Raw genomic sequence first — 13,571 nt, forward strand, 5'->3', positions numbered from 1 at the left:
TATTGAGCTAAATTCGATTAGTTTCTTCCGAAGTTTTGACCTCTACCATCGCGGTCAAAATACATCCAACTTCCATCTTCAAGTTGAATCCATTTGCTTCGAGCCATATCCCCTGAATTGGCATCGAAATATCGACTAACCCCATTCACATCAACAACTTTTCCTTTGACTTGCTTGCCGTCTTGCGTGAAATAGAGAGTCTGTTGACCAACCTGCTGCAAGCCTGTCACTGCTTTTCCATCTTGATCAAAATAGTACCACTCATTTTGGGAACCTTCGACAAACTTGTTGGTTGCCATCTCTCCTGAGTTAGCATCAAAGTAACGGATACTCTTATCTGAAAGTGTCACGATTTTGCCCTTGACTTGCTTGCCATCTTGGTCGAAGTAAAGTGTTTGTTTGTCAATCTTTTGAAGGCCTGTCACTGCTTTACCAGTTTGGTCAAAGTAATACCATTCGTTCTTGGCACCTTCTGCAAACTTGCCGACTGCCATTTCTCCTGAGTTGGCATCAAAGTAACGGATGGATTTATCAGCCAAAGTTACTACTTTACCCTTGACTTGCTTACCATCTTGGTCAAAGTAAAGTGTTTGTTTGCCAATCTTTTGAAGACCTGTCACTGCTTTACCAGTTTTGTCAAAGTAATACCATTCGTTCTTGGCACCTTCAGCAAACTTGCCGACCGCCATTTCTCCTGAGTTGGCATCAAAGTAACGGATACTCTTATCTGAAAGTGTCACGATTTTACCCTTGACTTGCTTGCCATCTTGGTCAAAGTAAAGTGTTTGTTGACCAATCTTTTGAAGACCTGTCACTGCAACTCCATCTGCTCCGAAATAGTACCAATCACTTGGGTTATCACCTTGAGCAAAACGATTGATAACAGCATTTCCTGAATCCTTGTCAAAGTAACGAAGTTTGCCATCTTTAGCACTCACAATCTTGCCCTTAACCTGATAGCCGTTTTCATCAAAGAATTGCTGTCCATCTCCTATCTTGACAAGACCTCGAGCCATAACGCCCTTGGCATCAAAGTAACGCCAGTTTTGACCATCAGTAGTGTAGTAACGGTTGAGAACTTGGGCACCAGTTTGATCATAGTAGTACTGATTACCATTTTCATCTTCACGGATAGAATCACGAAGTTGAATACCATTCTTCAAGAAATAAACGTGCTTGCCATCAATTTCATGAGCACCTGTTACAAGATAGCCTCGTTTATCGAAGTAATACCAATTTCCATTTTCATCTTGGATAAAGGAATTTTTAGCTTGATAACCACTAGTTGAATAGAACTTAGTACCATTGGCATCACTAACAAATCCTGTGTAAGCATTCTTATTAACTAATTGCTTAGGCAATACTATCTCGCCATTTCTGTTAGTGAGATAGTCGTTGCTAGCCCAGTCTTTAAGAACATAGTAAGCACCACGACCTAAGATATTGGTACCATTGAAGTACTTAGCCGACCACTTGGTAATCTTCTCATCTGTTGTCATCTTTTGACCATTGGAAATCTGTACTCGTTCAAAGATTTCTGGATATTTAGCTTTGAGCTCATCTAAGAAGGCGCCACCGTACTTACCTTGGAAATCAGTTCCATTGGTCTTACTATTAGCTACATAGAGTTTTTCCTTGATTTCTGCACCTTCACGGTAGGTTCCGTAGTTGTTGACACGTGTTGCTGTTACCACTTCCTTACCTGGTAGGTTATAGATTTGGTCTGGTACCCAGTCCGCGATGGCTTGGATATTAACACTGTGAAGCGCACGAAGAGCATTGAGCAAATCTTTTAAAGAACCATATTTATTGTTCTTGCTCATCGCCATATCATAGCGGTCTTCAAAGGCATAACCATTCTGAATGATAGAATCTAAGAAAGTACCGTCTTGGCTAGATACATACTGAGGTGGTAGCTCAAATGAAGTTACTCCCCATTCCTTGAAGAGGTTGACATTTTTAGCAATAACTTTATTGGTATATTGGTCATCGCGGGTTGCAAAGTCTTGGAAGTTAGAAAATCCTTCGTAAATCAACTGAGAATCAAGGGCTGCGCTAGATTCGTAGACCTGACCACTAGCGTTTTTCTTCTTGCTTGCTGTTGTACGAGCATCCTGATCTGCCTTAGCGCCAACTGGTACCCAAACAGCCAGATATCCAGAAACCTGTACATTGCTATAGCCTGCAATATCATTCATATCAAAGGTTAAAATACCATTAGCATCTGTCTTCTTCCAGAGCGATTGCGGCACTTCTTCGTCAGTTAGATAGCGGGAAATGCCATCTTTGGTCGTCAAAAGCACAGGGCGATAGTATTGATTCTTGTGGGCTGCTCCCATATTGACTTGCAGTTTATCCCATTCGTTCAGTTTCAGGTTAGGGTTGTTAGAAGCAATAACAGCCATCCCTTGGGTACGGGTTTCTGCTGTTCCTTCATCTGTTGCTTCATTGGCACCAGTACCGTAGCGAACAGAAGTCAAAATACCATTGTAAGACCATTTATCAGCCTCACGAGGTACACCCATATATGTGACTTTCATGTCTTGTCCACCTGCTACATACTTAATACGAGCACGCAACAAGGCATCGATAGCATCGTGGTAAGGAGATTTTTTCTCCATGTATTGACCATCATCGGTATAGAGGTCACCATAGTAGACCCGAGTGATAGAGTCTTTATTGGAGAGCATGAGAGCATGAGCAGTTGGGATGTTGAACTGCGTATACTTCTTGTCTGCCTTGCGCATATCTTCGTTGTAGATCTTGAAGGCTTGCTTGAGTTCATCCATAGTAAAGGTCAAACCATCCGTGTTTGGATTAATATTTTCTCGGATGATGTCGGCAATAACGGTTTGTACTTCACTGTCATGAGCCCGAACAAAGATATAGTTAGCCATCCGTTCGCCATTTTTCTTTTCAGAAGAACGGTCATTTAGACTATTTGTAATCGTTGGCTCTACTCCGCTACGGATAGATAGATTACGCATGAATGAATAAAGCAAGGACAAGCGTAGCTTGTTGTCAATTGCTAGTTGAGCACCCTTAGTATCTTTGTTGTAGTCAGGATCGTTATCAGACCAAGCTTCCAAGATAGACAAATGCTTAATAGCTTCTTCTTCACTTTCTCCAACCTTGTAGCGAGACTTGAAGTAGTCAGATGCGATTTGGAGCAAGTCTGCGTTGACATTGTCCACCGCATCGACACGAACTCCATCAAAATTAGCAGTCGGATCATTGGCTACGATGCTTCCAAAGTTCATCATAAAATGCAACCAGTTGAGTTGTTCGGCCTGAACAGCTGGATTAGAATTGTCAAAGTCGTTAGAGAGCAAGAACTCATAACCACCGTTTGACTTGTCAATGAAGTACTTAGGTGTACCTGTTTGACTAGTAGGGGTACGGTTAAGCAGACGGAACTTAGAGTCAGCATGAGAGCTCTTCTCATTATTAGTATAAAGCAAAGCTCCACCCTGCAAGTGGTCCTTTTTAGTACCAGTTGTTTCAGACTCTGACTTGATATTCCAGTTTGGCTGGGTTTTGACAAAGGCACCCATCAGCGTTCTCAACCATTTGGTATCGCCTTCTTTACCAATTTTTTCCTCAATTTTGCGCTGAACCTGCTGAGAAGCTCCTGTCAGGAGAGCTTGTTCAACTTTGTTTTCAAAAGCACCTGCTCCCAGACCTTGCTGGTTCATATAGTTGAGGTAATTAATCTGAGTACGTTTATCAGGCCACCAAGCCATCAAAAGAGGACGTAAGTCTGTTTCTGTCGAAGCCGTCCATGTTTTTCCATCTTTTAAGATGAACTTTGGACGATACCAGCTATCTGCTGTCAAATAACCGTCTACAGTTTCAATATCCTTGTCAGTCGTACCATAGAAAGCATTCTTTTGGGAGAATTCATTATTGAGACTGCTGGTTCCTTGTTGGAACTGATATTCATTTGAATCAACTAAGGCACCAGTTTCTGCATCAAAATAAAGTATTCTACCATTAAGTTCAACTGCAAAGTTCTTTTTAACTGTACCATCGTCCTGAACATAGTAATTTTTACCATCAATGGTCTTAATATGAGATAGGACATCATCATCATGGTCAGCATTTACAGGTGCAGGTTGAGCCTGATCTGCCACCATTCTTTCAGCTACTGCTCCTTGTTTTTGAGCAGGTTCGGGCAAGCGATCTTTCTTTGCAACCTTTGGATTTGCAACAATCTTGTCTTCAACAGCCGATTTTTCTCGTTTGTCGCCTTCTTGGTCTTGGGCAGTTGTTGGCCCTGCTTGTTTATTCTGCTCTGCTACTTCTGTTTTAGGAGTTTCTGTGATTGCATTAGCAGCTTTAACTTCTTCTGCAACAGCAGCCTTTTCTGTAGATGCTTCTTTCGTATCTGCTGGTTTAGCAGGCTCTTGAGCATTGGTTTGAACTGTTGCTTCCGTATTTTCTGCTGGTTTAGCAGGTTTTTCACTAGCAGCAACATCGCCTGTCACCTTGTCTGCAGGGGTTGCTTTTTCTGCTTCTTTCTCAGAAGCTACGTTAGCTTGGGCTGGAGTTTGCTGACCCGGACCACTAGTCTGAGCTGTAGCAGGTTCTTGAACCACAACCTGCTTTACATCATCCGCATGGACAACGCCTGGTTCTAGACCAAGTACCTTTGGTGCTACAATAAGTGCCAAGGTAGTCAAAGCAATGGCTACCCAGTTTTTCTTAACTTTATGCATCTTATAATGAATCTTTTTCTCCATCATAAAACCTCCTTCTGAATTTAGTATAAAGTTATGCCCTTATTCTAGTATATTTTTCAAAATGATCTTTTTTTGTTGCACATCTACAACTATGAAAGGCAAATTCTTTCAAACTGTTCTTTAAGCTTTTGGGCAACACCAAAGGAATCTAAAAATTCAAAAAAAGATAGGCATTGCTCGATATCACTGAGAGCATTAGTATTCCCGACCTTATAGGCATACAGAGCCCTATGATACTTAATCAGCGTTCGATCATATAGATCTGTTTCAGGGATTTTAGAGTGGTCGAGATAATTGAGAAACCTCATAGCAACTAGCAGATGGTTTCCTTCTATACAGACGCTAATGACATTAAGTAGCATCTTGATAATACGGCGGCGATTTTCAGGTAGGTTGTTATAAAACTGGGTACGATTGATCATCTCACTAGCGAAGGTTTCCAACGTTTCCAAGGTCATCAAATCAACACTGTTTGTAAAAAGCCAGAGTTCATAACGTCCCCACTCCTCAACAGAAAAGAGATGATCCGTCAGGAATTCTATATCCTTCTTGCTAATCTGAAAATCTGAGCAACAGGAAGACAGAAGAGCTCTGACAATGATCGTATTGAGTTTATAGTTTTTCTTCTCAGGAAACTGTTCGGTCAAAGCTTCTGAGCTTGACAAAATATTTTGGAGCTTGACAACATTGTTTTCCTGATATGCATCAGCTACTTTTTTTGAAAACAGCACATCATCTGAATCAATGTAATTATGGTAAACATACTGAAACTCCTCTAGGGAAACGGCCATATTTTTTAAACAGCAATAAAAAGAATCAAGTGTGATCCCATTAACTCCCCGTTCAAAACGGGATAGCTGAGCTACGGAAATATCACCAGCAGCTACCTCTTTCAGGGACATTTTTTTTGATTCTCTAATGACTTTGAATATTTTTCCAAATGCTTTCAACATATCACTCCCCCAGTTTCGTATATGCAAAAAATTCTTACTAATTTTAATATACTAGTAACATGTTTCAATTATATTACAGAGAAAGTACTTTATATTTCAAATTAATACAAGCAGATTAATTCGCATGATAAGACCGTTTAATATAGCATTTATTGAATATTATATCTTTTCATGAATCTATTGATTTCAGTAGAAATCTGAACTATTCTATCTAACAACTTGAAAACACTAACATTTCTAGAGATAGATTCCTTCTTATGTTAAACGAATCTTGATTGATTTATAAAAGTTTGATATAAAATCGCAAGACAATCATATGAAACATTTTTTAGACATGGAGTAAATTAAAAAACGAGAGCCGAACTCTCGTCTTACTGTTGATTTCCAAAGACATCTCGATAGAGCATGCCGTCTCGTAAACTTTCAGCATCTCCTCCTAATTGCTCTACCAATTCATAGGCAAAGGCAAGTGCGGTTGACGGTCCTCGGCTAGTTGTTAGATTGCCATCCACAACTACTGTTTGCTTTTGATAAATTCCGTCAGTAATTTGCTCCTGAACTCCGTCATAACAAGTAAAGTGCTTGTCTTTCAGGACACCTGCTTGATGAAGAGCGATTGGGGCTGCACAGATGGCAGCAATTTTCTTTCCAGCTTGGTCAAAGGCTTTAATCTCAGAAATGAGGGCTGGATTATCCCGTAGGTGAGCTGAGCCTGGCATACCACCTGGAAGAACTACCAAGTCATAGTCGGACAAATCACCATCAAAGATACGGTCAGCTTTTACCTGAATGTCATGTGACCCTGTCACCTGCTCTTCAAATCCTACCATATCACAAGAAATGTTTGCTCGACGCAAGACATCGACTACTGTCAAGGCTTCAATTTCTTCAAAACCCTGGGCTAAAATAACTGCTACTGTTGCCATAGTGGCCTCCTTATTTGATTTGTTTTAGGACGACTTTCTTTCGTTTGAATGGAACTTTTCCACTTTTCTCTTCTGCTAGATTGGTCTGGTAACTCATAGACAAGAGGAGACCGACACCGATGAGGTTACTAATAATTGCGGATCCCCCTTGAGAAATAAATGGCAGAGGAATCCCTGTCAAAGGAAGTAAGCCTGTCACGGCACCGATATTTTCAAAGATATGGAAGAGCAACATCATGATAAAACCAGTCGAAATGTAGGTGTAGAACTGGTTATTTGACCTGAGCGTAATCTTCAACATACGGTAGATGAGAAGCAAGTATAAAGCAACCACAAAGACTGAACCAATAAAGCCAAAGTCTTCAGCAATTACGGTGAAAATCATATCGCTCTCGCGTACTGGAATGAGGAGATTGGACACATTGAAACCTTGTCCAAACAAGCCACCACTTCCAATCGCAATTTGTCCCTGCGCCTGTTGATATGTTGTTGTTTGTGCAAAGTCAAAGGGATTGAGCCAAGCCAAGATGCGGTTGATCTGGTAAGTTGGCATCCCAATCTGATGCAAGAAGGCACGTCCATCCTTGCTTATAAAGATGGCCATAAAACCTACAACTGCAGTCACTCCTGTCGCAAAAACCGGAATGATGATCTTCCACGAAACACCTGAAAGGAGAACCATACCGGAAAAAATAGCTACAAAGACCAAGGCAGTCCCCAAGTCACTTTGTAGGGCTAAGAGGATCAAGACTGGTATGGTAAAGGCGATCATCCAACCAATCAGTAGGAAATCCAAGGGAATAGTCCGTCTCCATTCCTTGTGTTTTTGAGTGAATCTTACAATGGCTCGAGCCAACATCAAGATATAGGAAATCTTCATGAATTCCGATGGCTGGAAAAGTGTCGTTCCACCAATCGATACCCAGTTCTTGGCACCTGTTGACGCTACAAGATTTGGATTGTAGAAAACAAGAGGTAGGATCATCAAAGCTAGCCCTAGACCATAAAGATAGGGAGTCACCTTCCATAAAAACTCGGTATTAAAGAACATGACCACAAAACCAATGACAAGGCCCAAGGAAATCCAAGCGATTTGCTGACCTAGAATTGGTAATACATTATTTGGATAGTCATGACTAACTGCTATATAAATGGCCACTACTCCAATCACCAGTAAACAAAACACTGGTAGGAGGAGGCTATAATCGACTCGGGAGTCGAAGGAACGTTTCATATTTTTTACCTTTTCTCTTTCTGGGATTTTTCTTTCATTCTATTGCGACGAGATTGGAGAAAATCAGCTACAGCAGGCTCTAGCTGGTCTCTAGAAAGAACCTGAACAGTCCTTTCTTTTGACAAGGCTTGAGCGATTTGTTTGCCGTAACGCTTGCTGACGACACGACTGTCTAAGATTAGAGCAACCGAACCTTGGTCAGATCGTCTAACAGTACGGCCCAGAGCTTGTTTTAGTCGAATGATCGCCATCGGCAACTGATAATCATAGAAAGGATTTTTCCCTTCTTGACGCAGTTCTTGGTTTAATTTTTTGGTTAAAGGTTCTTGGGGATTTTGGAAAGGCAATCTCGGAATCACTTGGATCACGCAAGGATGGGTAGAAAAGTCAACTCCTTCCCAGAAACTACCTGTTCCGAGTAAGATCTGGCGTTCACCTTTTTCAAAACGTTTTTTCAGTTGGCTTGGTTCCCCATTTTTATACTGAGCTAGATGCGGTTGGTCGAGCAGGTCTGAAACAGCCAGCAACATCTCTTTTGAGGTAAACAAGACCAGTATGGGTTCTTGAAAGGCCTGTAAGCTTCGAGTGACAGAAGCCACTTCACTAGCATAGTCAACAGGTGAAACTTCTGTCACAAGAGGAAAATCATCGACTAGAAAGACTTCTTGTTGCTCCTGCTTTGCTACATCAAGCTTAACAAGCGGAGCATCTGGAAATCCCAACAAATCTGCTAAGGAAACCCGATTACTGATTTCAAGAGTGGCCGATACTCCTAGGAGTCTACAATCTTCTGGCAATAAGTCTGCTAGTATAAAGCGGCCTTTTTTACTTGAACAAATCAAGACATCCTTGCTCGATTTCTCTGCTGTAGCAAGCCAAAATTCACGATCCGAGGTGAAAAAGTTTGCAATTTCTCGATACTCTGGGAGAGTTAACTCCGAAAAATGTTGGCGCAACTCTTCAAGAGAATCCAACCACTTTCCATTCTTCAGACCTGACTGATAGTGCTCCATCAAGTAACGACATTCAAAACCTATACTCTCCAGCAAGCGTTTCTGAACCAAATCTTCCTCTGTCTCCAAGGACTTTTCAATTTGAGTTACAAGTTCCTCAAGGCGATAAGCCTGCTGGGCTAGATTTTCGAGAGCTAGCAGCATTTTTTGAGCTTCATCCAAGATCAGCAAACGGTTATCGACAAACTCTGGATTGTCTTCCAAACGAGTGACCAGATAGGCATGATTAGTCAAGAGAACGCGACTGGTCTTGGCCTTTTCCTGCCCTCGTTTCCAAAAATCCTCTGTGGCAAATAAACTTTTCTTTGAAAGCTTGCCATCGTGGACTAGTTCTGGCAGAAAGTGCTGGTAGCGATAAAGCTGCCCGATTTCGTCCAAGTCACCTGTCTCTGACTCTGTTAGCCAGATAAGCAACTGCATTTTAAAGCGTGTGAAAAGGCGATTGGACTCTGATCGATGGAGAACTCTGTGAAAGGCATCCAGTTTTAAATAGTTTTGAGGACCCTTGAGACTATGAATCTCCAGATGGAAAACCTCTTTTAAGCGCTGACCTTCTTCTTGCATGATTTGATTTTGAAGAATTTTGGTCGGAACACTCACTAGGATACCTACTTGACTCTCCAAGTTCAAAGCTGGGAGGAGATAACCATAAGTCTTGCCCAGTCCCGTTTGGGCTTGGATAAAGGAAGTCTGGTGTTCTTCCAATAATTGCTCAATCTTCTCCGCAAATTCCATCTGTTGCGGTCGCTCCTCCAGCCCCAATAAAGAAATGTTTTTAGCAAAGTCTTTGGATAACTTTCGTGGGACTAAGGCTTTGCTTTCCTTTCTGAGGAAAAGCCCATGAAGCTCCATCAAGTCTGGCGAAGATAAGAGAGATTGTTGCTGGTAAACCTCCTCAATCAACAGATAACTTTCATAGAGAAGGTTGTCTGCAAGGTCTAACAAGCTTTCTAAGAGCCCTTTAGGTAGCTCAAAAAGTTTTTGACGCATGTAAAGCAAGAGTTCTGCTGTCGCCTGAGCATCTGACAGGGCAGTATGGGCATGTTCCAGCTCAATGCCCAACTCTTGACAAAGGATACCTAAGTTATACTTTTCAAACTGAGGATACAGAACTTGGGCTAGCTCAACTGTATCCACCCGCGGTGTACGCAATTCATATCCTTCAAAAAAGAGAAATTCCGCAAGAAGGTTGGCATCAAACTGTACATTGTGCGCAACAAAAATACCGTCCTTAACCAATTCAAAAATTTTTCCAGCCACCTGAGAAAACTCTGGTGCCGCAGCCAAACGCTGATCGGTCAGACCCGTTAATTCTTTGATATGAGAATCCAAGGGTTCATGGGGATTGACATCAGTCGCATACTGATCGATGATGTCACCATTCTCAATCACCACAATGCCTACTTGAATAATTTTTGCCTTGCTTCCGGTGCTGGTCGCCTCTAAATCAACGACCACATACCGATCATTTCTTGCATTCATCATTAAAAATTATATCAAAAAAAGCATGATTTGACACCCCTCAACTTTGATAACAATCTCGCTTTCCTTGCGAGTTTGAGTAAAAATCAAGACCTTAAAAGAGAGAATTTCACGCAAGTTCAGCAGTTGGTCGCTGGTTCTGAGGTATTTGAAAACTTTATCAACAAAGCTACATCAACATAAAAAGACAACCAAGATATTAGCTGCCTTTTTGAGATATTTTTTTCATTGTTTTCGGAAGAGCCTTGCTAATTTCTGTTGGCAAGACAAGGTAGTTTTCTTGAGCTAGTTCTTGCGCAATAGCTGAATGAAGGTGAGTTGCTGTCACCACTCTCTGATAGAGACTGACTTGGTGAAACTGACCTGCAAAACCTGCAATCATCCCAGCCAGAGTATCTCCCATCCCACCAGTCGCTTGATAGGGACCTCCAACCTCTAACTGATAATATTCAGGCTGACCAGCTTTCCAGATACGAGTTGCTGGACCCTTCTCGACTAGAATCGTTCCTTGAGGAAAAGTAGAAAGAGCCCTAGCAGTCGTCTCTTTATTTTGATGGTCAAGAACTATACCAGACAGTCTTTCCCATTCCTTTTGGTGGGGAGTTAGGATGAGCTGACTGGAAGGAAATGGTAACTGGCCGTTTGCTAAGATGCCCAAAGCACCGCCGTCTGCAATCAAAATCTGGTCTTTTCTAAGGCTGTCAAAGACTCGTTTTACGAGTTCTTCTCCAAATGCATCCTCGCGCAAACCCGGACCTAACAAGACAACTTCTGCCTTTTCCAACTGCTCTTTTAACAATTGCTGGTCTTGAAGAGAAAATGCCATGGCCTCAGGTAAATGACTGTGTAGAGCAAGGATATTTTCCCTATCTGTTCCAACGGTCACCAATCCTGCACCACTTTTGACAGTTGCCAAGGCAGCCATGATGATAGCTCCCCCATAAGGATAGGTCCCTCCCAGCAAGAGCAGGCGACCGTAATCTCCCTTATGACTGTGACGAGAACGTTCAATAATGACTTTTTCTAATAAAGCTTGATCAATCACTTTCATCGTTTTTTCCCCTCTCACTCCATTATACTACAAAAGGAGGCTAGAACCTCCTTCTACACTATTTTCCCTTAAATTCCGCAAAGGTCTGTAAGATTTTAGCTGCCACTGCTGGAGAAGGAGCTCCTTTTAGCTCTAACGTGTCATCTGCATATGGAGTAAGGCCGGCAAAATCTCCTATCTGGACAGAATAGAGAGACGTTTTAAATAGTTCAATATCGTTTTGGTCATTTCCAAAGGCGATGAAGTTCTCCCCACATAATTTTTCAACAGTTGTCGCCTTATGAGTATCCAAGGGATTAACATAAAGGCACTTTTCATGCGCATGATAGGAGAGATAAGCCTGCCCCAGTCTTTCTAACTGACCAAGTAGATCATCAAGCAACTCCTCATGGTCACCCATATAAACGACTACCTTAATCGGAGTCCCTAAGTCCTCAAGTTTCTGATGACGAGCCACCTTTAGGGGATCCACACTGGAGAAAAATGGAATCTTCTCTACAATCTGACCACTATAGTCAAAGCAATCATCTACAAAGAAAGGGAGATTATAAGTCTGGCAATAATCCACTAGCGCATGATAAACTCTAGCATCGAGATTCCTTTCGAAGATAGCCTTCCCCAAATGATAGGCTACGCCACCATTCAACCCTATGACCAAGCGCTGACTGAGTTTAGGGCCTAATAAACCCAAGCAATCCCGATAAGAGCGAGCTGAGGCAAACACAAGCTCATGCCCATAATCTTCAGCCTTTAAAAGAACCTGCTGAATCTCCTCATCAATAGTCATGTAGTCAAAAGATAGCGTTCCATCCAGGTCAAATACGAATTTCATCTTCCTAGTCCTTGTTTAGTGTTCGAAGCGCTGCCTGATAGGTTTGCTCCATTAGCATGGTAATAGTCATAGGACCAACTCCACCCGGTACAGGTGTGATGTGGCTAGCAAGTGGTGCAACAGCATCATAATCAACATCTCCACAAAGCTTGCCATTTTCATCTCGGTTCATCCCAACGTCAATGACAACCGCTCCTGGTTTGACAAAGTCAGCAGTCACAAACTTAGCGCGACCGATTGCAACCACAAGAATATCCGCCTTAGCAGCAACCTTGGCAAGATGATGGGTGCGTGAGTGAGTCAAAGTCACAGTCGCATTCTTGGCTAAAAGAAGCTGAGCCATCGGTTTTCCAACAATATTTGAACGACCGATGACAACCGCATTTTTACCTTCTAGATCAATCCCATATTCATGAAACATCTCCATAATTCCTGCAGGTGTTGAAGGAATCATAACTGGATGACCAGACCAGAGGCGACCCATGTTTAGGGGATGGAAACCATCCACGTCTTTTTCGGGGTCAATAGCTAATAAAACTGCCTCTTCGTCAATATGTTTTGGCAAAGGTAATTGAACCAAAATCCCATGCCAAGCTGGATCTTGATTGTATTTGGCAATCAAGTCTAACAATTCCGCTTGGGTAATGGTCTCTGGAACTCGCACGACTTCACTACGGAAGCCAGCAGCGAGAGCTGACCGTTCCTTATTGCGAACGTAGACTTGGCTGGCAGGATTGTCCCCCACCAAAATCACTACCAATCCTGGAACTAGACCTGTTTCTTCTTTTAGTTTAGCCGTCTTCTCAGCCAACTGTCCTTGTAACTTAGCCGCAAGAGCCTTCCCATCGATAATCTGAGCCATATCTCTTCTCTTTTCTATCAAATATCCTCTATTATATCAAAAAATAACTCGCCATCCTAACACTTCTTGCCTAATGGACCCTATAGTCTGAAACTATAAGAAAAAGCCCTTATCGAGCTTTTATGCCTATTTATACTAGGTAAACTTGTTATGCTTTCTTTTTGACTTTTGGAGCCGGTAAGACTTCATACATCTCCTTGATTAATCTGATTAGACATGATTTATCTTCAATGTCTTCTATCAAAATCATCTCCTTAGCTCCTTCATAAGGACGTTCAAGCCTAGTCTGTCCCAGTTGATCCATGACCAGCTTCACAGGCTTCAGTAACAGACGATTATCATAGATTCCCCCAATAATCTTCCCACGATAATAAAGGATATACTCTCCCATCATTGGACGATAACTCATCTCCTCTAGCTCTGATAGCTGTTCGAGAATAAAATTTAAATATTCTTTACTGGAAGCCATAATGCCT

Annotated in this window: 9 protein-coding genes; all 9 read right to left on the minus strand. The window is 41.9% G+C overall.

Annotation, left to right across the window (positions count from 1 at the left end):
- Window positions 1-17: 17 nt before the first annotated feature.
- Window positions 18-4,745: a glycoside hydrolase family 70 protein gene (locus A6J84_RS04695; protein ID WP_095726153.1), complete on the minus strand. Its 4,728-nt coding sequence runs from the start codon at window positions 4,743-4,745 to the stop codon at window positions 18-20.
- 86 nt (window positions 4,746-4,831) lie between these two features.
- On the minus strand, window positions 4,832-5,695 hold the full coding sequence (locus A6J84_RS04700) for a helix-turn-helix domain-containing protein (protein WP_000909920.1): 864 nt from the start codon (window positions 5,693-5,695) through the stop codon (window positions 4,832-4,834).
- A gap of 371 nt (window positions 5,696-6,066) precedes the next feature.
- Complete coding sequence (locus A6J84_RS04705; RefSeq protein ID WP_000246649.1) at window positions 6,067-6,621, minus strand: DJ-1 family glyoxalase III; 555 nt, start codon at window positions 6,619-6,621, stop codon at window positions 6,067-6,069.
- A 10-nt stretch (window positions 6,622-6,631) separates the two neighbouring features.
- Window positions 6,632-7,855: an FtsW/RodA/SpoVE family cell cycle protein gene (locus A6J84_RS04710; protein ID WP_000830415.1), complete on the minus strand. Its 1,224-nt coding sequence runs from the start codon at window positions 7,853-7,855 to the stop codon at window positions 6,632-6,634.
- Window positions 7,856-7,860: 5 nt separating this feature from the next.
- Complete coding sequence (locus tag A6J84_RS04715) at window positions 7,861-10,350, minus strand: bifunctional DnaQ family exonuclease/ATP-dependent helicase (protein ID WP_415843075.1); 2,490 nt, start codon at window positions 10,348-10,350, stop codon at window positions 7,861-7,863.
- A gap of 199 nt (window positions 10,351-10,549) precedes the next feature.
- Window positions 10,550-11,401, minus strand: a complete 852-nt coding sequence (locus A6J84_RS04720; RefSeq protein WP_095726155.1) for an NAD(P)H-hydrate dehydratase — start codon at window positions 11,399-11,401, stop codon at window positions 10,550-10,552.
- A 58-nt stretch (window positions 11,402-11,459) separates the two neighbouring features.
- Window positions 11,460-12,233, minus strand: a complete 774-nt coding sequence (locus tag A6J84_RS04725; RefSeq protein WP_049478872.1) for an HAD hydrolase family protein — start codon at window positions 12,231-12,233, stop codon at window positions 11,460-11,462.
- A gap of 4 nt (window positions 12,234-12,237) precedes the next feature.
- A complete protein-coding gene (locus A6J84_RS04730; protein WP_000057225.1) occupies window positions 12,238-13,095 on the minus strand; it encodes a bifunctional methylenetetrahydrofolate dehydrogenase/methenyltetrahydrofolate cyclohydrolase in 858 nt (285 codons plus the stop codon).
- A 148-nt stretch (window positions 13,096-13,243) separates the two neighbouring features.
- Complete coding sequence (locus A6J84_RS04735) at window positions 13,244-13,564, minus strand: TfoX/Sxy family protein (protein WP_000168538.1); 321 nt, start codon at window positions 13,562-13,564, stop codon at window positions 13,244-13,246.
- Between the last annotated feature and the right edge of the window lie 7 nt (window positions 13,565-13,571).

Origin of the sequence: Streptococcus sp. FDAARGOS_256, from assembly GCF_002289235.2 — a bacterium.
Lineage (GTDB): Bacteria > Bacillota > Bacilli > Lactobacillales > Streptococcaceae > Streptococcus.

What these genes read in the sequence shown, in the direction of transcription:
- A6J84_RS04725 (WP_049478872.1), bottom strand. Translation starts at nt 12,233, where the DNA reads ATGAAATTCGTATTTGACCTGGATGGAACGCTATCTTTTGACTACATG.
- A6J84_RS04720 (WP_095726155.1), bottom strand. Translation starts at nt 11,401, where the DNA reads ATGAAAGTGATTGATCAAGCTTTATTAGAAAAAGTCATTATTGAACGT.
- A6J84_RS04705 (WP_000246649.1), bottom strand. Translation starts at nt 6,621, where the DNA reads ATGGCAACAGTAGCAGTTATTTTAGCCCAGGGTTTTGAAGAAATTGAA.
- A6J84_RS04710 (WP_000830415.1), bottom strand. Translation starts at nt 7,855, where the DNA reads ATGAAACGTTCCTTCGACTCCCGAGTCGATTATAGCCTCCTCCTACCA.
- A6J84_RS04735 (WP_000168538.1), bottom strand. Translation starts at nt 13,564, where the DNA reads ATGGCTTCCAGTAAAGAATATTTAAATTTTATTCTCGAACAGCTATCA.
- A6J84_RS04730 (WP_000057225.1), bottom strand. Translation starts at nt 13,095, where the DNA reads ATGGCTCAGATTATCGATGGGAAGGCTCTTGCGGCTAAGTTACAAGGA.
- A6J84_RS04715 (WP_415843075.1), bottom strand. Translation starts at nt 10,350, where the DNA reads ATGAATGCAAGAAATGATCGGTATGTGGTCGTTGATTTAGAGGCGACC.
- A6J84_RS04695 (WP_095726153.1), bottom strand. Translation starts at nt 4,745, where the DNA reads ATGATGGAGAAAAAGATTCATTATAAGATGCATAAAGTTAAGAAAAAC.
- A6J84_RS04700 (WP_000909920.1), bottom strand. Translation starts at nt 5,695, where the DNA reads ATGTTGAAAGCATTTGGAAAAATATTCAAAGTCATTAGAGAATCAAAA.